Here is a 24495-nt window from a genome sequence, read left to right as displayed (position 1 = left end):
GCCAAAGTTAAGTGGTAGTACGGATATGAAAAATAAAGTACTGAATAAAGCGACGTTTTCTGGTCAAAATGGTGTGGGATTAATTGAAATTTTAATCTCACTGTTTGTCATATCTATTGGTATTTTAGGGCTAGTTGGCCTGCAATTTACTGTGTCTACCTCTAATCAAGACGCCTACGTTAAAACGCAAGCCACCATTATTGCGGAAAGTTTGGCGGATAGGATCCGTATTAACCGCCAGTTCCAAAACCGAGACGATGAAACAGTACCAGTTCGTGACGCCACTGATAATGCCTATACCAATTTAAATAACTTTAATTTTAGAAATCTTTCTAGCTGCGACAGCAATGAATTTGAATGTTTTTGTCGAGCGATTCCGGCTGCCGTTGTTAGTTGCCGAGATGAAGGCGCAGAAAACGCTGAGCTTTGCACCGCCGATCAATCAGCTATTTTTGATGCCTATGAAACAAGCTGCCAAGCTGCTGCCATTATGGATAATATGGAAGTTGGAGTTACTGCCATCGGCGCGGTTGCCGACGCTAGTGGCGACCCGGTCCCACCCCATTCAATGTTAACAATCTATGTCGCTTGGCCTGCCACTATATGGAAAAATCTAGACCGAGCACAAAGCCAGCTTTGCAATACTGTACTTGATTCACAGGGAATTGCGGGTGAATATGAGTGTGTGCATTTGGATCTGTTGTTAGGGGAAGGATTATGAGGCTAAAGTCCAATATTAAGGTTAGCGGTTTTACCTTAGTTGAGATGCTTATCTCAATGACATTAGGACTTATTATAACAGCCGGACTCGTTAAGGTTTACCAAAGTAATAATCAGCTACTGACCTATAATTATGCCTTGTCTAATATTCAGCAGGATGGGCGGTATATCATTTCGGCGCTAAGGCAATCATTATTACCTGTTGGTCGTTATAATGAATTTTCTGCCAACTTGGACCGCAATATAGATGTAGATATGGAAGCGACCTATATTCGGGCTCATTCCATTGTGTTAGAAGCTGATTATGATGTGGATCCGACACTTGGCTCAAAAGAGGGGGCAGATGAAGCGCCTGACACATTGTTCATAAATATCATGGCAAATAGAGCATGCACAGGCTCTAATTTTGATTTTGCAGTTGATGCTGAATTTCACGTCGTAAACGAATATTACACTGAAGATAATACTCTTCGTTGCCGTGGACATGACGGTCGTTACTTGCGTGGATTAAAAGCAAATGGCGCCAATGGTCAATCTGTAACACTGATGGAAAATGTTTATGATTTTCAAGTTATGTATGGCATCAGCTTGCCTATAGGAAATACAGAAACCGGTATGGTAACGTCTTGGGTTACCGCGGCCCGACTCGCTGAATTTGTAGAAGCAGATGGGAGTATACCGGTCGTTGCTTTAAAAATTGCTGTTTTGATAAAAAATGACGATGAGATCGCACTTGGTCAAACTCGAAACTTAAAATTACTCGGACACGATGCATTTATACCAGATGATGACGGTTTGTATCGAGTTTTTGAGACGGTCATATTAATGCGTAATGCATGGAATAATGTGATCGCTGGAGGTTAATTATGAAATATCGTTTACAAAAAGGCATCGTTTTAGTTATTAGCTTAGTGCTATTAACGTCGATGACTGTCGTTGGTGTGAGTTCGGTGTCTTCAGGGGTTTTGCAAACTAAGATGGCGACAAATCAAAATACCTTATCATTAGCGTTTGATGGCGCTGATGCGGCAATTGAGGGCATTGTTCATGAAAGTTCCTCAACAAACTTGAGGGCAGGAACGATTGAAGATGTTAATGGTAACCAGTTGTTTGACGTTTTAACACAAGCGCGAAATTCAGGACAGATAACTGACGACAATCAGGTGGATTTTAACAATTTACCGACATGTGATGACATTGCTGATGCGAATTGGGCGGAGCGAAGTGTTACCGCAAATGGATTACAGGACGATACTGTGATGGAAGGGACGACTGCAATGAGAGCAAGTCCAGAAGTTTGGGCGTGGTCTAAATCTGCTTATATTGGATTAAAGAACTTAACCGACGCTAATTCAGGATTGGTTTCTAGTATTGTCGACACCGACGGTGCTAGAAATCGAACTATCTTGGAAGTTTTTGTTGTTAAAGGGTGTGGCCATGTATCTGGATCTGTTGTAAATGCTGCCAATACACTTGTCTTATCTAGGCAAACGACAGAATCAGGAGATTGATAATGCGCAAATTACGCGACCTAATTATTACAGGTTTTGTTTCATCAATCGTCTCATTTAGCGCGTTTGGTGATGACATAGAAATTTATTACGGCATTTCAGACGAAGCAGTCGAAGTAAACCCTAATGTCGTTTTCATTTTTGATACGTCGGGCTCTATGTCTGCTACAGATGGCACGAGTAGCAGCCGTATGTTTAAGTCTAAAGAAGCACTAAAGTTAGCGTTAAACAATATCTCTGGCGTGAATGTTTCGCTAATGCGTTTTAATGATGATGGCGGCCCAGTGTTGATGCCGGCGACAGACATAGATGCTATTTGGCCTAGTAATGAGGTTGTGCGGTCACTTAATGGTGATTATGATTTTGCAATATCACAAAAAAATGGCTCATTGGATACCAAATTTTCAAGAGAATATTTAATCGATAATGATCATAAACGTGCCCATGCACTGCGATTTACTGACTTTAATATTCCCCACGGTTCAACAATAAATAGTGCCCATATCACATATTTCTCAGAATATAGTTCATCTGAAGACTCCATAACAATTGCGTATTTTGGTTCGTTAGCAGATGACCCTGGTGAGTTTGTCGATGGCAGTGACTTTGATGACTTATATCTAAATAGCTCAGGGAGTGTTGATACGACCGAAAGAAAATGTAACAAAACAGGAGTTGTTTGTTGGAAGCCGGATGGTTGGCTGAATGAAGATTACCCAATGAATACACCTGATTTATCCGTCATTGTGCAAGCTATTGTAGATGATGCTGATTGGGAAAGTGGTGATCCTATACTAATTTTTGGTTTAGCGGATAGCAAAGCAAGTTCAGATCAATTTCAAGTATTTAGCCACGCGGCGGCTCGTATTTCACGAAAACAAAAATCTCCACAACTGCGAATTGTTTATACCCCACCTAATGGTTCTGAACATAAATATACAGCAAGAGATAAGTTAATAAGTTTAACAGAAGAGTTTGTTGCTGAGGGCACAACGCCAGTTGTAGATACCATGTATGAAGCCTATTTATATCTTAATGGTAAAAATGTATTTAATGGTGGAAGTCGTGGGCGTTATAACAAGGTAAGAAGTTTAGCACGCTTAAGTCATCCAGATACGTTTACCGGTTCATCAATTACAACACCTGTGGATTGTAATACAGAACAACTAACGTCGTATGAATGTCGAGATCAAAAAATTGCAGACCTTGATAAAGCAAAATACATATCGCCAATTAGTGGTGAATTGGGGCAGTGCCAGGCAAACTATTTGGTTCTGTTTAGTGACGGTGAACCTAATGCGACAGACCGAGATGGCGATATAAGTAGTATTATCGGTAGTACTTGTCAAAATGAAAATTGTGCAACAGCTCTTGCAGAATATATGGCAACACCGCCAAGTGAGCGTAGCGTTTCTAATAATGACGCGCAGGTTTTTACCTATACCGTTGGCTTTGAATCGAGTGGTTTTGACGATCAATATCTAAAAGATTTAGCTGCCGCTGGTTCTGGTTCATTTTATTCTGGTAAAACTGCTAATGAATTAGCATCGGCATTTACGTCTATTTTTGTCGAAGCGAAAAAAGGTTCAAGCACGTTTGTAGCACCAGGTATATCGGTAAATCAGTTTAATCGGTTGACTCATTCGAATGATATTTATTACGCTTTGTTTGATCCAACAAGCTCTGAATATTGGCCGGGCAACTTAAAAAAATACAAATTAATAGATAGTGTTGTTCAAGATAAGAATGAAGAAAATGCGATTTCCAGTGATGGCTTTTTTAAAGACAATGCCCATGATTTTTGGGCAACTAGCGGCTCGTTAAGTGGCACATTTGTTAGTCGAGGTGGTGTCTCTGCAAATCAAAGAGTTGCAAGAAATATTTATTCTAATATGGCGAATAGTTCAACTCCTTTATCTGAAGAGGATGAACGTATCACAGCGAGTAATTTAGGTTTACTGACAGTCGATGAAGATTATCGTAAAACCTTAATTAAATGGATGTTAGGCTATGATATGAAAGACAAGGATGGCGATGGTGAAACGGATGAACCTCGCTATGAAATGTCTGATCCTCTGCATTCAGAACCCTTGTTTCATCGCTACTCTGATGACAAGTCCGCTATATTTATTGGTACAAATGAAGGTTACCTAATGTCAATTGACGGTGATTCAGGCCGTGAGAATTGGGCATTTATACCTGAAGAATTAATCGATAATATTCCTGTCTATTTCCAAGACGGTAATGTATTTAATACTCGCACCTATGGTATGGATGGTTCGATTAATTCATGGACAGAAGACGGCAATACTTACATTATTGTTGGTCAGCGACGCGGTGGTAATCGCTATCATGTTTTAGATATTACGAGTCGTACATCTCCTCGCTATAAGTATTCGATTGAAGGCGGCACTGGTGACTATGCTCGTTTAGGGCAGACGTGGTCGAAACCGACAGTATCTTCGATTAAAATTGGTGAAGATACCAAGAAAGTTCTTATTTTTGGTGGTGGTTACGATCCGTTACAGGACTCGGTCAATATTCGAACGCCAGATACCGTAGGAAATTCTGTGTTTATCGTTGAAGCGTCAACGGGTCAAAAATTATTTGAGATTTCGTCAAATACAAACGCTAACTATGTCATTTCAGAGATGAAATATGGTGTCCCTGCTCGGATTTCTGTGATCGATCGTGATTTTGATGGTCTTGCTGATCATCTTTATTTCGGTGACATGGGTGGACAATTATTCCGGGTAGACTTATACAACGGACAGACAACGTCAAAATTGGCCGTGGGTAAATTACTTTATTCATCGAGTGAAGATGCCAATATAGAAAAAACACGTCGTTTCTATAATTCACCTGACATTGCTGAAATAGTGCAAGATCATGACCATTATTACGCGGTATCAATAGGTTCAGGTTATCGAGCTCATCCGTTAGATGAAACAGTGCAAGATTCCGTTGTGATGATTAAAGATAAAGGGGTATTTATAAAAGAAGATGGACGCTATACCTTCCCTGAAATCTCTACAATTGTTCAAATTACACCGGAATCTCAAAATCTATCTGATGCAGCTGAATTTGATGGTTACGAATTCAATTTAACTAAAGGTGAAAAAGTACTCACTGGGGTGTCGATTATCAATAGCCGACTCATATTCTCAACGTACGACCCAAGTTCAGCTGGTTTAGAGGAAAACTCTTGTTCGGCTGCTCAGGGCGGAGGCAGAGTCTATATTATTAATTTGCTCGACGGTAATGCGTTGATAGATATAAATAATGACAATAAGATTGATTATAATGACTCATTTGCAGTATTGGATAAGTCTGGGATCCCAGCGGAGCCTCGATTAATTATTACCGATCCTGACGCGCCAACAATTTGTATCGGCACAGAATGCGCTGACACTGTTGAATCGGCTGACGATGAGGGTGACATATTTAAGAAACTTACAAGTAAGGTTTCGGGTGCTAAGAGCAAATTGAAACGGGTCTATACCAATTCTTGGTCAACAGAAATAGAACCGACAACAAAGGATGATAGATGACATACAAACTAAAATGCCAAAATGGATTTTCCCTAATCGAGTTACTTATTGTCGTGTCAATAATTGGGATTTTGGCTGGTGTTATTTATCCGAGTTACACTAGGCATGCACAGAGCTCTTATCGTGCTCAGGCTCAAGCTGATTTACTGGCACTCGCAACTGCAATGGAAAAACATCGCGCGACAACGTTTAGCTACGCTGGGGCTGCCGGCACATCTGACGCACCGACTGATACTGGCGCTCCTTGGATTTATGATGATCAGTCGCCATCGAATACAGGCTCAGAAGCTATTTACAATTTGACCATTCAAGCGGTTGGTGGCAATGGACGGACGTATGAGATCCGTGCAACGCCTGTTGCATCTGGTCCTGTTGGTCAAGGCAGTATGAAAGAAGGCATAATGAGTTATTTCTCTGATGGCCGAAAAGCTATTGATGCTGATCACGATGGTGCTTATAGCGCGGATGAATTTTGTTGGAAGTGTTAATATGCAAAATAACGTGAGGCGGTCTGGATTTACGATTATAGAATTGCTAGTTACCCTGGCGTTATTTAGTATTATCGCCACAACGGTAACGCCGTCATTGGGTAACTTTTATAAACGTAATAGAGTTGCATCGATTGTAAATAATCATATTTCAGCCATTCAATTGGCGAGGCATACCGCTGTATCTGAAAACGTGTTTGTGGTTGTTTGCCCTAGTTCCGACATGCAAAACTGCGAAGACGACTGGGCACTAAGTAAAATTGTTTTTGTTGATGAAGACGGTGATGGCTCGTTAGATGGCAATGAAGAAATCATCGCAAACATTGAAATGGTTAACGATTACAGGGTTGCATCCACACGTGACTCTTTACGTTTTGCGCCATTTAACACTGCCCAGAACAATACGGCCACAATTACAATTTGTCCTGATGAAGAAACAACCGTTTTTTCACGTGCTATTGTTATATCAAATGTAGGCCGAGTTCGACTTGAAAAAGATCAAGCCGAAATCGACTGCACAGATTAAGGATCAATCGTAAATCGTTGGGATAGGTAGCCGTTTATGTTGAGTTTTATTGAATATTTCCGTTAATTTCTCAGCAATGTGTGGCGCCACCTCTTTATTTTCTAAGAAGTCATCAATTTCATCATAAGTGATCCCAAGTGCTGATTCATCTTCTTTGCCTGGCGCAAGTTCTTCTAGATCGGCAGTCGGAGATTTTTCAACGAGTCTTTTAGGAGCGCCTAATTCAGCGGCTAAAGCACGAACTTGCCTTTTATTTAGGCCAAATAGAGGGATTAAGTCACAAGCGCCATCACCCCATTTAGTAAAAAAGCCTGTGAGATTTTCAGCAGAATGATCGGTTCCTAACACTAAACCTCCTACTAAACCGGCTATTTCGTATTGTGCGGCCATTCTAGCGCGCGCTTTCACATTCCCCTTTACGAAGTCCACATGAGTGCTGGAAAACTGCGTAGAGATGTCTGTAGGCAATGACTGCATAACTTGGTGATGTAAACCGTTAACAGCATCTTTAACGTTAACCGTTAACACGTGGGTCGGTTTAATGAAACTTAACGCCAATTGGGCTTCATCTTCGTCAGCCTGAATATCAAAAGGTAAACGAATTGCAAAAAAGCTATATCCGCCGTTATGTTCTTCATTTAGTTGATCCACTGAAATTTGAGCTAATCTTCCGCAAGTAGAAGAGTCGACACCACCACTTATCCCTAAAATTAGGTTTTTCTGCCCAGAACGTAAAAGTGTTGCTTTGATAAACTCAACACGTCTGTTAATTTCGTGGTTTACATTGATAGTTGGTTGAACCATCATTTCCTTGCGAATTTGTTGTGCATCCATAAATGAATTTCTTCTCATGTTTAACTGGTTAGAATATTCTATGTTAACTAAAATAATTTCTCACTAATTGAAACCCGATCAGGTAAAAATATATGAAAAAAGTTACGGCGGTAATAAAACCTTTCAAACTAGATGATGTCCGTGAGGCGTTATCTGAAATTGGCGTTAATGGTATGACAGTAACAGAAGTAAAAGGTTTTGGTCGACAAAAAGGCCATACTGAGCTTTACCGTGGCGCAGAATACATGGTTGATTTTCTACCAAAGGTCAAACTCGAAATTGTCGTCAATGATGAGACTGTTGAGCAGGTCGTTGAAGCAATTTTAGAATCGGCTCAGACCGGGAAAATTGGAGATGGTAAAATATTTGTCGAAGCCATTGAAAGAGTTATTCGTATTCGTACTGGCGAAGAAAACGAAGAAGCGGTTTAGTGTATCGTTTAGTCTTGTTCAAAAATCGTAATTAAATAAATTTCTGACGAACAGACAAAAAAATACCGGAAGCAAGCTTCCGGTAAAACAACAATTCACTGGGGAACACTTTTGAGTGTATTAGCTTTCTAGCAGTTTGCCAGTGCCAATTTCAATTTTTCTTGGTTTAAGTGCTTCAGGAACTTCGCGCTCTAAGAATATGTGCAATAAACCATTTTCAAGTTCTGCATCAATGACCTTAATATAGTCACCTAGTTGAAAACGGCGTTCAAAATTTCGCTCAGCAATTCCTTGGTAGAGATATTTTTTATCAGTCTTTAATTCGGGTTTAATCCCTTTTACGACAAGCGTATTGTGTTCAGACTGAATGTCTAATTCATTGTCACTAAATCCGGCAATTGCCATTGTAATTCGATATTTATCGTCGGCTACAGATTCAATGTTATAAGGAGGATATCCGTTTGATTTATCGGTGCGATTTGCTGAGTCTAACAGAGTCGCTAGGTGGTCAAATCCGATGAATGAACGGTATAGTGGTGATAGGTCTACATTTCTCATTTTCTTATCCTTTATTTTAAGCAATAAGTATTATTTAAATACATTTCAAATTTAATTAACCTTTCAAAATGAACAGGTTAGGTAGTTATCGACAATCCGTTAGGCATTGCTCGTTAACTTGAAACATATCTATGGGTGCATTTTATTTTTTCAACAAAAAAGGCCAAATTAATTTGGCCTTTTTGACTATTTTATTGATTTTAATCAGTTTTAATTTTGCTCAGAAACCTGGGTAATGGCATGAAATGCGGCATCGTAATCGGGTTGTTCAGATAATTTTGCAACGATCTCTTTGTAAAAGATGACGCCGTCGGGTCCAATAACAAAAACTGAGCGAGCTAACAGCCCCATATCTTTAATCAATACGCCGTAACTCATACCAAAGTCACGCCATACTGAGTCAGACAGTGTCATTAACTTGTCGACATTTTCGGCCTGACAAAAACGTTTTTGAGCAAATGGTAAATCGGCACTAATAGTTAACATCACAATATCTTGAGGTAAATTACTTACTTCGTCGTTAAATCGTTTTGTTTGAATACTGCAAACACCAGTGTCTAAACTTGGGACAACACTAATTAAAACCGGCTTACCTTTAAAGTCGCTTAGAGATTTTGTTTTAAATTTACTATCTACCACTTTGAAATTAGGGGCGAGTTGCCCGACATTAATTTGTGGCCCCAATAACGCAACGGGTTTGTCTCCAGCGCTGACGATATCGTAGTGGATCGGTAAGTCTTTCTGTATATCAGCGGCAGAAACACTGAACACTGATATAAGAATGCCGAAAACCGATAAAAATTTCATATTTACTCCAATTTAGTTATTTCGCATATAAATGCTAGCTTGCATTATGATTTAACTGCTATAGTTTTTACATAATCTATTATTAATAGGTTTAAATTCAAAATTTTATTTCAAAATACCGGTAATTTGGTCAATATAATAATATGCAAACGACAGTAATTATTTGTGATGATTCTAATCTAGCACGTAAACAAATGGCACGTTCTTTACCCGACGAATGGGATGTAGAAGTGGTATTTGCAGTTAACGGCGAAGATGCTTTAGATATTATAAGAAAAGGGCAGGGAGATTTGCTTTTTCTTGATTTAAATATGCCGGTGTTAGATGGTTATGGCGTGTTAGAGGCATTACAAGCCGAAAGTATCTCAATTATTACAATTGTCGTGTCAGGAGATATCCAAACTGCGGCTCATGAACGAGTTAAAGCCTTAGGTGCATTGGATTTTATAAAAAAGCCAATTGATAAAGAAAAACTGCAGGCACTCCTACATAAATACGGTATTACCAGCGAAGCCGAATTAGGTAAAATCAAGCCTAAAGCTGAAAAGTTGCTAGATGCTGAAACTCGTGATGTTCTGCAAGAAGTTACAAATGTTGCCATGGGGCAGGCGGGTAGTTTACTTGCAACTGTGCTGGATGTTTTTGTAAAACTTCCTATCCCAAATGTAAATTTATTGGAAGTCTCTGAGTTAGCTATGGCGCTGCAGTCGGTTGAAACAAACGATACGACGTCAGGTGTCTGTCAGGGATTTATAAGCGGTGGTGTTGCCGGAGAAGCTTTACTGATCTTACACGATTCAGGTTTTAAAGATATCGCCAAGCTTCTGAATTATAAAGGTAAAGTTGATAGTCGAGTCGAACTCGAATTATTGATGGATATTGGCAATATATTAATCGGTTCGGTACTTAAAGGCTTGTCTGAACAGCTTGATTTAAACTTTAGCCAAGGTCACCCAACCGTGCTTGGGCAACATTGTAATGTATCGGATTTAATTTATACCAATTCGACCCATTGGAAAAAGACACTTACCATTGAAATCAGCTATGGGCTGGAAGGGCACGATGTAACTTGCGATTTATTACTGCTTATTACTGAAGACTCAATTCCAACCCTTCAAAATAAACTCAACTTCTTATTTGACATATGACCATGACAGAAAAAGCGACTATTGAAGTATCCGAAGTCCATTGGTTAATGGATATGTTTCAGTCTGTAGATGTCGGACTGGTTGTTCTAGACCGTGATTATAAAATTCAAGTTTGGAATGGTTTTATGGAAAATCATTCTGGTGTAACGCCTTATGACGTAAGAAATAAATCACTTTTTGAAGCATTTCCTGCACTTGATGAATATTGGTTGAAGCAAAAAACAGATCCAGTTTTTGTTCTTAAAAACCGAGCGTTTACCATATGGGAACAAACCCCACACATTTTTAAATTTAAGAACTATCGGCCGATTACAAGTGTGGCGCCGTTCATGTACCAAAACGCCACTTTTATTCCACTGACCGACACTATGGGTGAAGTAACTCACCTTTGCATTATTATCTACGACGTGACCGATGTTGCTATTTCAAAAATTGAATTAGAAGAAGTTAACAAAGAGCTGAAGCGCCTAAGCCAGACTGACCGATTAACCAATCTTAATAACCGAGGTTACTGGGAAGAGTGTTTACAAAGAGAATTTCAACGGCAAAAACGTAGTCACAATATAAGTACGTTGTTGATATTCGACATTGATCACTTTAAAAAAGTAAATGATGGGTACGGCCACGCTGCGGGTGATGAAGCGATTTTACATTTAGCTAAGATACTGCGTAAGAACTTACGTGAAACGGATATTGGCGGGCGCTACGGTGGTGAAGAGTACGCCGTGATATTAACTGAAACGGATGTTCAGCATGGACTTATCTTTGCTGAGCGCATTCGAAAAATCGTTGAAGAATCCCATGTTTTATATAACGATATTGAAATCAAATTTACAATAAGCATGGGCTTAGCAGAATACTCAGACCAATTTGAAAATCACCAAAATTGGATCGAGGCTGCCGACAGTGCGCTTTATGTAGCCAAGACTGATGGTCGTAATTTAGTTAGGACTTTTACCCCTGATATTGAACGTGTTGTTAAATAAGCTTAATAAAGTTGAAAAATTAATAGGTTAATTGTAATTGTTTTTATACAAAATACGCTGAAATACGATGTTTTGCGAATAAACCAAAGGGGGTATTCGCAAAAATCTAGTTATCTTTAATCGTATTTTCAACGACAGGGCAGTGTGCTAGCTCAATATATTTCCCTCCAATTTGTTGTTGAACCAATTTCACATCAAAGCCCCATAGTCTGTAAACATGTCTCATCATTTCGTCTAGGTTGCCACTAAGCGGAATATGGTTGTGTGGTGTGTATTCTAACGTTAACGATCTATCGCCATTTACATCGACATTAATCACTTGAATATTTGGCTCTAAAAAGCTTAAGTTATATTGCGAAGCCAGTTTCTGGCGGATATTACGATAGCCTTGCTCATTATGTATCGCGGTGACCTCCAACATTTTATTGTCTTCATAGTCCTGTAAATTAAACAGTTTAAACTCACGCATTAACCGCGGTGATAAAAACTGGGCAATAAAACTTTCATCCTTAAAATTTTCCATAGCGTAATGCATAGTATCAAGCCAATTTGACCCCGCGATATCTGGGAACCACAGTTTATCTTCTTCATCAGGGGCCTCACAAATGCGCCTAATGTCTTTAAACATTGCAAACCCAATAGCATAGGGGTTTATGCCACTAAAGCCAGGGTGGTTGTATTCAGGCTGATATACGACGGCAGTGTGGCTATGTAAAAACTCTAAAATAAATCGCTCAGTGACCAAACCTTCGTCGAATAGGTGATTCAAAATAGTGTAGTGCCAATAGCTTGCCCAGCCTTCGTTCATGACTTGTGTTTGTTTTTGAGGGTAAAAATACTGTGAAACTTTACGGACTATTCTCACTATTTCACGTTGCCAAGGGGCCAATAAGGGCGCATTTTTTTCGAAAAAATAAAGTAAATTTTCCTGGGGTTCTGTAGGAAATTTACTGCTTTTGATTTTGGTTTCAGCGGCTTTCTGTGGAATCGTTCGCCACAATTGATTGACTTGGCTTTGTAGATATTCCGCGCGTTCTGTTTGACGTTTTTGCTCTTCAAACATAGAGATTTTTTGTGGGCGCTTATATCTGTCGACACCTAAATTCATTAAGGCATGGCACGAATCAAGGATCTCTTCAACTTCCTCTACACCATACTTTTGTTCACATTGCTCAATGTAGTTACGAGCAAATAATAAGTAATCAATAATTGAACCTGCATCCGTCCATGTTTTAAAAAGGTAATTGTTTTTAAAAAAAGAATTGTGACCATAACAGGCATGTGCAATCACGAGCGCTTGCATCGTGATGGTGTTTTCTTCCATGAGATAAGAAATACAGGGGTCAGAATTAATCACGATTTCGTAGGCCAACCCCATAAATCCTCGTTTATAGTTTTGTTCAGACTCTATAAACTTTTTACCAAAAGACCAGTGGTTGTAATTAAGTGGCATGCCCACACTTGAATAAGCATCTAACATTTGCTCAGAGGTAATTATTTCAATTTGGTTTGGGTAAGTATCAAGTCGATAATATTCTGCGACTCGTTTTATTTCATTTTGATAGGCTTCTAATAACTCAAATGTCCACTCTGGGCCATCTGATAGCGGTTGCGCTTTTTGTTTCTTTTTTGCTGTCATATCCTTCCCCTAACGCTAACTGCTCGTTTGTTTCTTAAAGAATTCTCTGAAGATTGGATAGATATCAGAGGCTTGTTTGATATTTTGCATAGCAAAATTATCATGGCGTTCTGTTAACCCTTGGTACTCTTGCCATAGGGTTTGATGACTGCGATTGGTTATTTCGATATAACTAAAATAACGTGAATAGTTCAGTATTTTGTCGTTTAATAATTTGCTGCATTTTGGCGAGTCGTCAGCCCAATTGTCACCGTCTGATGCTTGTGCTGCATAAATGTTCCATTGATTGGCAGGATAACGCTGTTGCACAATCTCATCCATTAAATACAGGGCACTAGAGACTATTGTTCCTCCTGTTTCTTGCGAATAGAAGAACTCCTGTTCATCGACTTCTTTCGCCTGTGTATGATGACGAATAAACACAACTTCTGTGTTTTTATAACTTCGGCTCAAAAACTGATAGAGCAAAATATAAAAACGTTTAGCGATGTCTTTTGTGCTTTGATCCATTGACCCCGATACATCCATTAGACAAAACATCACCGCTTTGCTACTTGGCTTAGGGCGCTTTTCAAAATTACGGTAACGTAGGTCGAAGGTGTCAATAAAAGGCACTTTTTTAATTCGTCGTTCTAGATCTTCTATTTGTTCTTCTAACTGAGCTTTAATCCGAGGATCGGGCGTTGCCGACAGCATCAATTCTGCAAGTTGTTTTTGCAATTCTTTTAACTTCTTTTTTTTACTGGCTGTTAATGCAATGCGCCTTCCTTGGGCACCTCTTAGTGAGCGAACAATATCGATACTAGAAGGGATCCCCTCAGATTTATAACCACTGCGTACGGTTTCAAATTCAACTTCTTGTTTCTGTTCTGTTTTTTGTAGATTGGGTAATTCCAAGTCATCAAAGAGTAAGTTTAGATACTCCTCCATCGAAATAGAGAAACTAAATTCGTCCTGACCTTCTCCAGAATCGGAGGCGTCGCCATCGCCTGAACCTTGACCTCCGCCTTCTGGGCGTTTGATTTTGTCACCAGGAATAAATTGATCATTACCGGGTAAAATTCGGTCACGATTTCCGCCTTTTCCTTGATGAAAAATAGGTTCTTTTATATCCCGACTTGGGATTGAAATGTTTTCAGAAGATTCAGTGTCAGTAACGCTTCTTTTACTAATGGACTCGGCAACTGCTTTTTTAATCTGTGATTTATAGCGGCGCAAAAAGCGCTGGCGGTTAACCGCGCTTTTGTTCTTGCCGTTTAATCGACGATCTATAAAATGCGCCATACATACCTCCTCAGTTAAATTACTGAGATTTTCGGACGCGTAAATACCATTCCGATAATAGGCGTACTTGTTTTGGGGTATATCCCTTTTCCACCATACGATTTACAAAATCGTCGTGTTTTTTCTGATCATTTACGTTTGCTTTAGCATTAAACGAAATGACAGGTAACAGCTCTTCTGTATTTGAAAACATCTTTTTCTCTATAACCGTGCGCAGTTTTTCGTAACTGTTCCACGCCGGGTTTTTGCCTTCTTTCTTAGCTCGAGCGCGCAACACAAAATTAACGATTTCATTTCTGAAGTCTTTTGGATTACTTATACCTGCCGGTTTTTCAATTTTTTCCAGTTCGTCGTTGAGCGCTGAACGGTCAAATAATTGGCCCGTTTCTGGATCGCGATATTCTTGGTCTTGGATCCAAAAGTCGGCGTAAGTCACATAACGGTCAAATATATTTTGACCGTACTCAGAATAAGATTCCAAATATGCGGTTTGAATTTCTTTGCCAATAAATTCAACGTATTGTGGGATTAAATAACCTTTTAAAAATTCCAAGTAGGCTTCTTGTTGTTCTTGAGGAAATTGTTCTCGTTCAATTTGTTGTTCTAGCACATAAAACAAGTGCACTGGATTTGCAGCAACTTCTTGATGGTCGAAGTTGAAAACGCGGGACAAGATCTTAAATGCAAAACGGGTGGAGAGACCGGCCATGCCTTCATCAACGCCGGCGTTATCTTTATACTCTTGATATGACTTTGCTTTAGGATCGGTATCTTTAAGGCTCTCACCGTCATAAACACGCATTTTGGAATAAACAGAGCTGTTTTCAACGTCTTTAATTCGCGACAAAATAGTAAATTGGGCAAGAATGTTTAGTGTGCTCGGCGCACAAGGGGCTTTTGCGAGTTCACTACTTATTAGCAGTTTTTCATAAATTTTTACTTCTTCAGTTACCCGCATGCAATAGGGCACTTTTACAATATAGACTCGGTCTAAAAATGCCTCATTATTGCGATTATTCCTAAATGATTCCCATTCGGATTCATTGCTGTGGGCTAAAATTATGCCGTCATAGGGTAATGCTGATAAGCCTTCGGTGCCGTTATAGTTGCCTTCCTGTGTTGCAGTTAGCAACGGATGAAGCACTTTGATCGGCGCTTTGAACATTTCGACAAATTCCATTAAGCCTTGGTTTGCACGGCATAAAGCACCGGAATAGCTATAGGCGTCGGGATCGTCTTGGGAAAAATCTTCTAGTTTTCGGATGTCTACTTTACCAACAAGAGAGCTAATGTCTTGGTTGTTGTCATCACCAGGTTCGGTTTTAGCGATGCCAATTTGATGTAAAACAGACGGGTTACGTTTAACTACTTTAAATTGACTAATATCTCCACCAAACTCTTTTAGTCGTTTGGCAGCCCACGGCGACATTATTGTTTTTAAATAACGAAGTGGAATGTTGTATTCCGACTCCAAAATGTGGCCATCTTCATCTGGATCAAATAGGCAAAACGGGTGGTCGTTTACCGGAGATCCTTTAATGCAATATATGGGTTGTTTTTGCATTAGGTATTTGAGTTTTTCCGCAAGTGATGATTTGCCGCCACCGACAGGTCCTAATAGATATAAAATTTGTTTTTTCTCTTCTAGCCCTTGGGCCGAATGTTTTAAATAAGAAACAATTTGCTCAATCGCTTCTTCCATCCCAAAAAAGTCTTTAAATGCGGGGTATTGAGAGATAATTCGATTTGAGAATATTCGGCTTAATACAGGATTTTGTGACGTATCGACCATTTCCGGTTTTCCAATGGCCAATAATAATCGTTCGGCAGAAGATGCGTACGCAGACTTGTCCTTTTTACACAGCTGAAGAAATTCATCAATGGTAAATTCTTGTTCTTGCTCAGCCTCAAAACGTTGTTTGTAATGGTCAAATATACTCATAGTGCCTCCAAAACTCTCAAGGAAAATTAGAGTTTGTATTCTATTGATTTAGCTAGTTTTGTTACTTTAAGATTAGTCTAGATTTAGAGATACAAGGAAAAATTTGAGAGATATTAATTGTTCTATCGAGTAAATAATTGAAAGTTATAATTTAAACCTCTGGAATTAAGGTGCGGAAAATGGCAGTAGGTCGTCTTATAAATGCGAGATGTATAATATAGTGATCTTGACTATAATTTTTCGGATCGTTACTCTACGCAGGGAAAGCGCTTACATTTTGATTCATCTTTATTTCAATCGGTTTTTTTAGGTGTAACTCTTTGAACTTTTTAGATCTAATTGGTGACTAAATACATAGCGGAATCGACGGTTTTGTCGAATAAATGGATGGTAAATACGTGAAAAAAGACACACCTATCTTTGTAGAATCGACTGAAAAATTAGAATTTGGTGCTGAAGACACGCTGCCAAATGTTTCCGTCGACAATCTGATATTCTCATTGCAAGACAGCAAATTAAAATTACTCTTAGTTAAATACACACAAGGTATTGCCAGTAACAAGTGGGGTGTCATCGGCCATTGGGTTAAGCTGGATGAAAGTCTTGACGAAGCAGCGCTACGAGTTATTAAGAAAGTCACCTTAGTTAAAAAACTGTATTTGGAACAACTCAGTACGTTTGGTGCGGTGGACAGATATCCACTTAGTCGGATTATCACCGTTGCTTATTATGCGCTCGTTCGATTCGAAGACGTAAAAATTACGACGGGAAACAAAGATATTGAAGTAGCGTGGTTTGACGTTAACGAGCTTCCAGATTTGATTTTTGATCATCAAAACATTGTTGAAGCCGCGATTAAACAACTTAGGTACAAAGTCAGACATGAGCCTGTGGGATTCAGTTTGTTGCCAGAAAAATTTTCATTGCTTCAATTGCAAGAAATCTATGAAGCGATTTTAGGCCAAAAGTTGGACAAGCCGAATTTTCGTCGAAAAATATTGAAAATGAACTTGTTGATTGATTGCAAAGAAAAACAAACGAATGTGGCTCATCGTGCGGCGGGCTTGTATCAATTTGATGAAACGGCATATCGCAGGTTAACGGAATTTGGCTTTTCGTTTGAACTTTAAAACGATAAATTTAGCTTTGTGAGAGTTTAGGGAAAGGGTTTCGGACTGCTATACGCAAATAACTAATTAAATGCGTATAGCGATTTTATTAGGACAAAATATTGTTCAACTAAGGTTGCGTTGGCATTAAGTCTTTTACCCAAGGTTTGAGTTGCTTGTCACGGTTTATCAATAATGGGTAGTCGGTGCGACCCTGCATTGGCCAATAGTTACGCCATGTTTGAGTATCGTGCACCCCCCAAAATGTTACACGACTTATTTTGTCGCTGTGTTTTAAAAATAGCGCAAATAACTGTTTGTAACGATCGCCAAGTTGAGCGTTTACATCATCTGGGATCCCGTTTCGGTAAGGGTCGTATTTGTCTTGTAATTGGAAATTTTGTGAAACGTCAGCGCCTTGATGCGCGTCTTCAGGAAATGGCAACACAGACACATCTAATTCTGTGATCATTACTTTTAGTCCAAGCTCACCAAACGCAATAATAGAGTCTTCGAGTTCTGCAAGGTCTGGATAATCAAGCGCATAATGACCTTGTATTCCTATCCCATCAATTTTAATTCCACGCGCGATTAGTTTTTTTGCCATAGCAACAACGCCACGACGTTTTTCAGGTTTAAATAAGTTGTAATCGTTATAGTACAACTCTGCATCAGGCGCAGCTTTAGCAGCCATTTTAAAGACTTCAGCGATATAATCATCACCTAAAATCTCTAACCATTTGGATTGACGTAATGTACCGTCTTCGTTAAAGGCTTCGTTGAGCACATCCCAACCATTCACCTTGTTTTGATAGCGGCCTGCGACTGTATTGATGTGTTCTTCAACAATGGCAGTTAGGTCCTGTTTGGTACGATTTTGGCCATTATTATCAGTAAAAACCCAATCAGGTGTTTGGGCATGCCAAACAAGCGTGTGGCCAACAAAAAATGAATTATGATCTTTTGCTATGGCTGCCAATGCATCTGCTGAGTCAAATTTATAGTTGTTTCTCGTAGGGTGGATACTTTCCCACTTCATTTCATTTTCTGCGGTTAACGCGTCAAATTGCTTTTTTACCAATGGCAGTGTATCAGCTTCAGTATTTAGTATTTGCTCCTTGTTAAGAGCAGCACCTATCATAAATTTATCACCAAATAGATTACGTAGAGAAAGATTTTTTGAAGCATCAACAGATTTCGCTGTAGACATTTCTTTGCCGTTATCGGCGCAAGAAGACAGTAAGAGTATACTCAGGACTACCACTACGCGAGAGTTTAGGATTTGGTGCATGTTGTTTCCTTAATTTAATACAATACCGGCAAATAGAGATAATTATGTCACCGGAGTTTACTTTGTTTAGATGTTCTTCCCACTGAGTTTACGTCTAAATGTTCAAATGCTACTCATGCAATTTTGCAAATGCCATCGATTTTTTAGCACGTATCGCTGTTGTTTGCCTTCAAATAGAGCAGACTACAATTCACTTCGTAAATGGCAATTTAGGTGATACATATGTGTAAGTAAAATTTAGTCGAGCTACCCCCAACGGGAAGAAAAGGGCAGCTCTGCCTGACTAATTTGTTCAGCTTAAATTAATCAGGTATGAGTAACTTATGGTTATAATCACTATAAGTAAATATGGCGAAAAAATAACATAACGTAAAACAATGAAATAGTAAAAATGAACGCGGTTAACTCAAGCTAATTGAGTTAAAAACACGTCTTTAATTTAGATAATGGCCGACCTGCAATAATGTTAATACGCTGATTTTATTCCATCGATAGCCTAATTTATCGTAACGAAAATACAGGATGCACGATAAGCTAATTTGTATCAAAAGTGGTTTTTATAAAAATGCTAACTCGTCTATTTCCGTTAGCACTGTATTGTTACAGTTTCTGGGACTAATAAGGTTATCGTTTCGTAAAAATGGTTTATTCAAAAGGGTAGAAATGAATACTAAAAATTTTTTTAATCTGAAAGTGATTTTATCGCTGGTAACGGTACTAACTGTCTTAGGGTGTAGTAAGTCAACTGAGCCAAATGTTACCAAGCAAGACTTGCCGAAAATAAGTGTACAACTGTGGTCAGTCAAAAACGCACTCACTAATGACTTTAAGGGGACTCTTCAAAAGTTATCAGATATGGGATTTGAAGGAGTTGAGTTTGCTGGCAATTTTGGGCCCTACGCAGGTGATGCAAAAGGATTAAAACAGTTTTTGAATTCATTAAATTTAACAGCGAGTGGTGCGCATGTTAACTACGACGCGTTGTCTAATGCGAATATTGAAAGTACTTTGGATTTCTATCAAACGTTAGGCGCAAAATTGCTTATAGTTCCTTGGGATGAACGCGCTTGGCACCCAACCGATGTTAAAGAGATGGTGGCGCAGCTTAATGCAATCCAAGTTAAAGTGACCGAACGAAATATGGTGTTTGGATACCATAATCATGACCAAGAGTTTAACGAGTTTCAAGGCGAAACCTATTGGGATTACATTGCCCAAAACACCAACAACTCATTTTTGCTGCAACTCGATGTTGGCTGGGTTAATTATTCTAAAAAAGATGCGGTTAACTTTGTGACTAAATACCCAAATCGTACATTAACGACTCATTACAAAGTTAGAACTAAAGACGGTCAACCGGAGTCTGTTATTTTAGGTGATGATGGCTATGATTGGGCAACACTGATCAAAACTAATATGGCGGTAGGCGGCACACAATGGATAGTTGTTGAGCAAGAAGAATACCCTGCTGGATTAACTGAATTAGATTCTGTGAAGTTGTCTAAGCAAGGTTTGGATAAGATAATGGCGCGTTTAGACTAAAGCTAGACGCAACAGGGCATTATCTGTAATTTCGGGTAGTGCCTTTTGTTGTATCGAAACGTTAAGCCGACAATACCCTTACATAATCAATATTATTCGGTAAATGGAATGACAGAATTACGTTCCACAAGTTTTGGCGAAAATTGATTGGTAATCTCAATATTTTCAAATTGATAAACTTCTTTGAGCACTAAATCTACAGCCATTTTTGCCATATTAAATACAGGATAATTGAGTGTCGTTAGAGTCGGGTATAAGTAGCTTGCGTATAAAATATTATCGAACCCAACAATTGAGAGGTTTTCTGGTAAATCCATACCTAACTTCCGTGCCATAGCCATAGCACCACAGGCCGTTTCGTCATTAGCACAAATCAGTGCAGTAAACGGTTTGTTTTTATGAATAAGCTCACTTAAACCAATACTGCCGCTTTCTTGAATAAAGTCGCCGCGATAGAGCAGGTCTTCATCAAATTCGATGCCAGACTCTTCTAGTGCGGCTTTATGACCAAATAATCGGTCATTGGAATCTATTTTCCAGGTAGGTCCAGAAATATAAGCAATGTTCCTGTGGCCTTTTTCAATAATTGCTTTGGCAGCCAAATAGCCACCAACGCGATTATCTAAGTAAATGCACAAGTCTTTAATTTCTTCGACAACGCGGTTAATAATAACAACTGGGATCTTGCTTTTAGATAATTCGACTAAGTATTCATCAGTTACCGCTTCAACGTGCAGAATTAACGCATCGCAATTTCGGCTTAAAAGAAACTCTATGCCGTCTTTTTCAGTTGCTTCTTCGCTGTGACCCGCGGTAAAAATAACGTGTTTGTTGGCTTTTCTAAGTTGGGTTTCAACCCCACTCATTAAGAACCCAAAAAATGGGCCTTTTAACTCAGGTATCATTACACCGATACTGTTAGAGCGACTTGAAGCTAAGGACTGGGCAATAGAATTCGGACGATAACCCAATTTACTCATTGCGGCTTCGACTTTTTTTCGTGTTTTATCACTTACATTACTAGAGCCATTCATAACCCTAGATACGGTAGCCAATGATACCCCAGCCAGTTCTGAAACTTCGTAAATTGTCGCCATTACACTATCAAATCCTTAAAAAATTCAGCGTGAGTTTACCCTTTCTTGTAACGGTTAACTAGCCAAACGTGCTTCTGATAAATCATTTGTCATTTTTTCCTGCATCTTATCGTCAAGAGGATAAAACATCATTAGTGCCGCTGCGATAAACCCGAATGCCGCAGGGATCCAACTCATCAGCCATTGCATGCCTGGCAGTGAGTCTTCAATTGTTGCAGCATCCATACCGTCATAGCCATAACCTGACAATACTAGGAGCACAAGTGCACCGGCAAAACCACCGCCTGTTTTTTGAACAAATGTACCAGCGGAATAAATCAGTCCTGTTGCTCTGCGCCCATTTTTCCATTCAGAATAGTCGGCAGAGTCGCCTAGCATTGAGAAAAACAAGGTTGGCATAATTGCAGCAAAAAACTCAGCAGAACAACCCAACAAAAATACCGGTACGATGGACTTTTCTGGGATCCAGAACATGGCGCCAGTTAATAGGCTGCTGATGATCAGCGCGCCAATAAACAACTGCTTACGACCAAACCATTTCGCTAGAGTACTTGTGCTCAAAGCACCCAAAATACTGACAACTAACAGTCCAACAAAATATTGGCCAGCGAGTATTTCGTCACCGACAAAATATTTAAAATAATAGGCAATTACGCCATATTTAATACCATTAAACATCATGGTTAAAAAGCCCATACCGAGTAATATTAACCATGGTTTGTTATTTAATAAGTCAATCATGTCTTGCTGACTGCGGGTTAGATTGGAGTGATCAGAACTCAGCAAGCGTTTTATTGCGAAATGACAAAATACCACAACCGCTACAAAAAACAGGCCTGTTGGCAAGTTACGGTAGTAGAAGAACAAGGTGGTCGCGAGTAGCGGTAAAATGATAAATGGTAGGTTTTTACTTAAATCTTTTAATTCTGATTTTAATGAACCGCTATTATTATCGGCTACAGGTTTAACTCGCTCTTGAGTAGTGGAAAACGTTATGACCATTAATACAAGAAGAAAAGCGGCAAATAAATACATAGTGTATTGGTAACCTTGTTGCTGGTTACCTTGACCAAAGTATTCAACGAGTTGAGGTAAGAAGCCCATTACAAACAAACCACCTAAAAATGCACCTGCAAATCTAAATCCAGATAGACTTGTTCGTTCTTTGTCATCATTTGTCATGACGCCCATCAATGCAGAATAAGGGACATTATTTACAGTATAAGCTAACGTTAAGCCAATATAAGTCACGTACGCAAACGCTAATTTACCGTCGTAACTAAAGTCTGGCGTGGTAAAACACAACACCATAAATAGCGCTAAAAATGGCGTTGACCACAAAATCCAAGGTCTAAATTTACCCCATTTTGTGTCGGTTCTATCGGCGATCATACCCATGATTATATCGGTAATTCCGTCTGTAAGCCGAACAACTAAAAACAGCATGGCTGCCGCCGCTGCCGTTAACCCAAATGTATCGGTATAGAATACGGCTAAATATGCAAGCGCGCCTCGCCAAACTAAGTTTGCTGCGGCGTCGCCGAGCGCGTATCCAATTTTTTCTTTAAGGGCTAGTTGCATTGTCATTCCATTTATTTTTATTGTAGTTGGCTTGTACTGAGCTTATTTAGTTTTACTTTTAACTATTCACCCCGAGAGGTTATCAAGTCTTTATATGCAAGACCACTTTGTTTAATGGTTCTTACTTGAGTGTCGTAATCGACATAAACAATGCCAAATCGTTTAAGGTAACCTTCTGCCCATTCGAAGTTGTCCATTAGGCTCCACGCAAAATACCCCACGACATTTACACCATCGGCTATCGCATCGTTTACTGCGTTAAGGTGGCCATTATAATAATTAATACGGTCAGTATCCTGGACAATACCGTCAACCATTTGGTCTGCAATCGCAGCACCATTTTCTGTAATGTAAACCGGTGGTAGTGTGTATTTTGAGTTTAGTGAAACGAGCAGTTCCGTTAGTGCTTTTGGATAAATTTCCCAGCCAATATCTGTACGTGGAAACAAATGGTCGTGTTCAGTGTAAAACTCACCGTCTTGGGCCGGTGCAGAATACAACAGGCGGGTATAATAATTGATGCCAAGGAAGTCCACTGGGCAATTAATAATTGCCAAATCACCTTCTTGCATATCAGGAGCCCAATCGTTGCCAAGTTTATCTATGATGCTCGGATAGGCGCCATCCATGATAGGTTTTATGTACCATTGATTGATATATTGGTCGGCATATTCTGCAGCTTGCTTGTCCGCGTCGGAATCGCTTGCGGCGTAACATGGTGTAAAGTTAAGAACGATGCCATTAAGGCTATTTGGACAGTTTTTTTGTAAAATTGGCATTGCTAGCCCATGGGCTAACAATATGTGGTGCGCTGCTTGACGACCGTTTGCTTTACCGGTTTTACCAGGTGCATGAACACCTATCTCATACCCCAAAAATGCCGAACAGAATGGTTCGTTAAATGTTGCGTAAGAATGAACTTTTTCGCCTAGCTCTTTTGAAACTAGATCTACATATTGAGCAAATTTATAGGCTGTTTCTCTATTCAACCAACCACCTTGGTCTTCCAAATGTTGTGGCAGATCCCAATGATAAAGTGTGGCAAATACTTTAATGTTTTTCGCGTTAAGGCCATCAATTAAGTTTTGATAAAAACTAACACCTTCTTCGTTCAATGTACCATCTTGTTTTATAACACGAGGCCAACTGATGGAAAGGCGGTAGGCATCAACACCAAGCGAACTAATTAGCTCAACATCGTCCTGCCATTTATTAAAATGATCACAGGCAATTTTACCATTTGAACTATCTGCAATTTTTCCATCTGTCTCACAAAAAGTATCCCAAATACATGGAAGACGATGTTCGATACCACCTTCAATCTGAAAAGATGCGGTTGCCACACCAAATGTAAATTGGCGTTTCATCATTGGTGACGTTATTGGCAAAGTTATTTTGTTCATCAAAGGTACCCATTGGTCTGGTGTAAAGTCCGCTTCATCGCGTTTTT

General features: G+C 39.4%; 21 protein-coding genes. 11 read left to right on the top strand and 10 right to left on the bottom strand.

From position 1 onward, the window contains the following. The first annotated feature begins 25 nt into the window (after window positions 1–25). Genes pilV through KO525_RS02660 form a run of 6 tightly spaced genes read left to right on the top strand, consistent with a single transcriptional unit; the run spans window position 26 to window position 6796 of the window. Window positions 26–721 (top strand): type IV pilus modification protein PilV, encoded by a 696-nt coding sequence (gene pilV / locus KO525_RS02685; protein WP_215962235.1) that lies wholly within the window; start codon window positions 26–28, stop codon window positions 719–721. Continuing rightward, entirely contained in the window at window positions 718–1584 is an 867-nt protein-coding gene (locus KO525_RS02680; RefSeq protein ID WP_215962298.1) for a PilW family protein, read from the top strand. Before pilV ends, KO525_RS02680 begins: the two co-directional genes overlap by 4 nt. 2 nt (window positions 1585–1586) lie before the next feature. Next, window positions 1587–2231 carry a PilX N-terminal domain-containing pilus assembly protein gene (locus KO525_RS02675; protein ID WP_215962234.1) on the top strand — a complete coding sequence of 215 codons (645 nt, stop codon included), beginning with the start codon at window positions 1587–1589 and terminating at the stop codon, window positions 2229–2231. Between the two features lie 2 nt (window positions 2232–2233). Continuing rightward, window positions 2234–5782, top strand: a complete 3549-nt coding sequence (locus tag KO525_RS02670; RefSeq protein ID WP_215962233.1) for a PilC/PilY family type IV pilus protein — start codon at window positions 2234–2236, stop codon at window positions 5780–5782. Further along, window positions 5779–6270: a type IV pilin protein gene (locus KO525_RS02665; RefSeq protein WP_215962232.1), complete on the top strand. Its 492-nt coding sequence runs from the start codon at window positions 5779–5781 to the stop codon at window positions 6268–6270. The genes KO525_RS02670 and KO525_RS02665 overlap by 4 nt, the downstream gene beginning before the upstream one ends. 1 nt (window position 6271) lies before the next feature. Next, on the top strand, window positions 6272–6796 hold the full coding sequence (locus tag KO525_RS02660) for a GspH/FimT family pseudopilin (protein ID WP_215962231.1): 525 nt from the start codon (window positions 6272–6274) through the stop codon (window positions 6794–6796). Window positions 6797–6799: 3 nt separating this feature from the next. On the opposite strand, the gene nadE is transcribed toward KO525_RS02660, so the two are convergent. Further along, window positions 6800–7630: an ammonia-dependent NAD(+) synthetase gene (nadE, locus tag KO525_RS02655; protein WP_215962230.1), complete on the bottom strand. Its 831-nt coding sequence runs from the start codon at window positions 7628–7630 to the stop codon at window positions 6800–6802. Window positions 7631–7722: 92 nt separating this feature from the next. Here nadE and KO525_RS02650 point away from each other — a divergent pair, with 92 nt between their 5' ends. Next, a complete protein-coding gene (locus KO525_RS02650; RefSeq protein WP_215962229.1) occupies window positions 7723–8061 on the top strand; it encodes a P-II family nitrogen regulator in 339 nt (112 codons plus the stop codon). 120 nt (window positions 8062–8181) lie between these two features. Here the strand turns inward: KO525_RS02650 and KO525_RS02645 are convergent, their stop codons facing one another. Then, window positions 8182–8619 carry an Hsp20 family protein gene (locus KO525_RS02645; protein ID WP_215962228.1) on the bottom strand — a complete coding sequence of 146 codons (438 nt, stop codon included), beginning with the start codon at window positions 8617–8619 and terminating at the stop codon, window positions 8182–8184. A 210-nt stretch (window positions 8620–8829) separates the two neighbouring features. Continuing rightward, window positions 8830–9426 (bottom strand): thiol peroxidase, encoded by a 597-nt coding sequence (gene tpx / locus KO525_RS02640; RefSeq protein WP_215962227.1) that lies wholly within the window; start codon window positions 9424–9426, stop codon window positions 8830–8832. 143 nt (window positions 9427–9569) lie between these two features. On the opposite strand from tpx, the gene KO525_RS02635 reads away from it, so the two are divergent. Together KO525_RS02635 and KO525_RS02630 are read left to right on the top strand one after the other, a co-directional pair. Further along, window positions 9570–10574, top strand: a complete 1005-nt coding sequence (locus KO525_RS02635; RefSeq protein WP_215962226.1) for a response regulator — start codon at window positions 9570–9572, stop codon at window positions 10572–10574. A 2-nt stretch (window positions 10575–10576) separates the two neighbouring features. Further along, the gene (locus KO525_RS02630) at window positions 10577–11560 is read left to right on the top strand and encodes a sensor domain-containing diguanylate cyclase (protein WP_215962225.1); all 984 of its coding nucleotides are present in this window, start codon (window positions 10577–10579) and stop codon (window positions 11558–11560) included. A 106-nt stretch (window positions 11561–11666) separates the two neighbouring features. On the opposite strand, the gene KO525_RS02625 is transcribed toward KO525_RS02630, so the two are convergent. Genes KO525_RS02625 through KO525_RS02615 form a run of 3 tightly spaced genes read right to left on the bottom strand, consistent with a single transcriptional unit; the run spans window position 11667 to window position 16425 of the window. After that, window positions 11667–13199: a SpoVR family protein gene (locus KO525_RS02625; protein WP_215962224.1), complete on the bottom strand. Its 1533-nt coding sequence runs from the start codon at window positions 13197–13199 to the stop codon at window positions 11667–11669. 15 nt (window positions 13200–13214) lie between these two features. Further along, window positions 13215–14483, bottom strand: coding sequence for a YeaH/YhbH family protein (locus tag KO525_RS02620; protein ID WP_215962223.1), 1269 nt, complete (start codon window positions 14481–14483; stop codon window positions 13215–13217). Between the two features lie 19 nt (window positions 14484–14502). Then, window positions 14503–16425 (bottom strand): PrkA family serine protein kinase, encoded by a 1923-nt coding sequence (locus KO525_RS02615; RefSeq protein ID WP_215962222.1) that lies wholly within the window; start codon window positions 16423–16425, stop codon window positions 14503–14505. Window positions 16426–16823: 398 nt separating this feature from the next. On the opposite strand from KO525_RS02615, the gene KO525_RS02610 reads away from it, so the two are divergent. Beyond that, window positions 16824–17555 carry an NUDIX domain-containing protein gene (locus tag KO525_RS02610; RefSeq protein ID WP_303521347.1) on the top strand — a complete coding sequence of 244 codons (732 nt, stop codon included), beginning with the start codon at window positions 16824–16826 and terminating at the stop codon, window positions 17553–17555. A 109-nt stretch (window positions 17556–17664) separates the two neighbouring features. On the opposite strand, the gene KO525_RS02605 is transcribed toward KO525_RS02610, so the two are convergent. After that, on the bottom strand, window positions 17665–18744 hold the full coding sequence (locus KO525_RS02605; protein WP_252736600.1) for an endo-1,4-beta-xylanase: 1080 nt from the start codon (window positions 18742–18744) through the stop codon (window positions 17665–17667). 744 nt (window positions 18745–19488) lie between these two features. Between KO525_RS02605 and KO525_RS02600 the strand changes: the two genes are divergently transcribed. Then, complete coding sequence (locus KO525_RS02600) at window positions 19489–20367, top strand: sugar phosphate isomerase/epimerase (protein ID WP_215962220.1); 879 nt, start codon at window positions 19489–19491, stop codon at window positions 20365–20367. A 92-nt stretch (window positions 20368–20459) separates the two neighbouring features. Here KO525_RS02600 and KO525_RS02595 read toward each other — a convergent pair whose 3' ends face one another. The 3 genes from KO525_RS02595 to KO525_RS02585 form a co-directional block, all read right to left on the bottom strand. Next, a complete protein-coding gene (locus KO525_RS02595; protein WP_215962219.1) occupies window positions 20460–21464 on the bottom strand; it encodes a LacI family DNA-binding transcriptional regulator in 1005 nt (334 codons plus the stop codon). A 54-nt stretch (window positions 21465–21518) separates the two neighbouring features. Beyond that, complete coding sequence (locus KO525_RS02590; RefSeq protein WP_371744362.1) at window positions 21519–23045, bottom strand: MFS transporter; 1527 nt, start codon at window positions 23043–23045, stop codon at window positions 21519–21521. Window positions 23046–23107: 62 nt separating this feature from the next. Then, window positions 23108–24448, bottom strand: a complete 1341-nt coding sequence (locus KO525_RS02585; protein WP_215962217.1) for a GH1 family beta-glucosidase — start codon at window positions 24446–24448, stop codon at window positions 23108–23110. Window positions 24449–24495: the final 47 nt, after the last annotated feature.

This window comes from Psychrosphaera sp. B3R10 (assembly GCF_018861025.1).
GTDB lineage: Bacteria > Pseudomonadota > Gammaproteobacteria > Enterobacterales > Alteromonadaceae > Psychrosphaera > Psychrosphaera algicola.
This window is presented reverse-complemented; position numbering and strand designations above follow the sequence as displayed.

Coding starts and splice junctions, on each gene's coding strand:
- pilV (WP_215962235.1), top strand. CDS start 26: ATGAAAAATAAAGTACTGAATAAAGCGACGTTTTCTGGTCAAAATGGT.
- KO525_RS02680 (WP_215962298.1), top strand. CDS start 718: ATGAGGCTAAAGTCCAATATTAAGGTTAGCGGTTTTACCTTAGTTGAG.
- KO525_RS02675 (WP_215962234.1), top strand. CDS start 1,587: ATGAAATATCGTTTACAAAAAGGCATCGTTTTAGTTATTAGCTTAGTG.
- KO525_RS02670 (WP_215962233.1), top strand. CDS start 2,234: ATGCGCAAATTACGCGACCTAATTATTACAGGTTTTGTTTCATCAATC.
- KO525_RS02665 (WP_215962232.1), top strand. CDS start 5,779: ATGACATACAAACTAAAATGCCAAAATGGATTTTCCCTAATCGAGTTA.
- KO525_RS02660 (WP_215962231.1), top strand. CDS start 6,272: ATGCAAAATAACGTGAGGCGGTCTGGATTTACGATTATAGAATTGCTA.
- nadE (WP_215962230.1), bottom strand. CDS start 7,630: ATGGATGCACAACAAATTCGCAAGGAAATGATGGTTCAACCAACTATC.
- KO525_RS02650 (WP_215962229.1), top strand. CDS start 7,723: ATGAAAAAAGTTACGGCGGTAATAAAACCTTTCAAACTAGATGATGTC.
- KO525_RS02645 (WP_215962228.1), bottom strand. CDS start 8,619: ATGAGAAATGTAGACCTATCACCACTATACCGTTCATTCATCGGATTT.
- tpx (WP_215962227.1), bottom strand. CDS start 9,426: ATGAAATTTTTATCGGTTTTCGGCATTCTTATATCAGTGTTCAGTGTT.
- KO525_RS02635 (WP_215962226.1), top strand. CDS start 9,570: ATGCAAACGACAGTAATTATTTGTGATGATTCTAATCTAGCACGTAAA.
- KO525_RS02630 (WP_215962225.1), top strand. CDS start 10,577: ATGACAGAAAAAGCGACTATTGAAGTATCCGAAGTCCATTGGTTAATG.
- KO525_RS02625 (WP_215962224.1), bottom strand. CDS start 13,199: ATGACAGCAAAAAAGAAACAAAAAGCGCAACCGCTATCAGATGGCCCA.
- KO525_RS02620 (WP_215962223.1), bottom strand. CDS start 14,483: ATGGCGCATTTTATAGATCGTCGATTAAACGGCAAGAACAAAAGCGCG.
- KO525_RS02615 (WP_215962222.1), bottom strand. CDS start 16,425: ATGAGTATATTTGACCATTACAAACAACGTTTTGAGGCTGAGCAAGAA.
- KO525_RS02605 (WP_252736600.1), bottom strand. CDS start 18,744: ATGTCTACAGCGAAATCTGTTGATGCTTCAAAAAATCTTTCTCTACGT.
- KO525_RS02600 (WP_215962220.1), top strand. CDS start 19,489: ATGAATACTAAAAATTTTTTTAATCTGAAAGTGATTTTATCGCTGGTA.
- KO525_RS02595 (WP_215962219.1), bottom strand. CDS start 21,464: ATGGCGACAATTTACGAAGTTTCAGAACTGGCTGGGGTATCATTGGCT.
- KO525_RS02590 (WP_371744362.1), bottom strand. CDS start 23,045: ATGCAACTAGCCCTTAAAGAAAAAATTGGATACGCGCTCGGCGACGCC.
- KO525_RS02585 (WP_215962217.1), bottom strand. CDS start 24,448: ATGAACAAAATAACTTTGCCAATAACGTCACCAATGATGAAACGCCAA.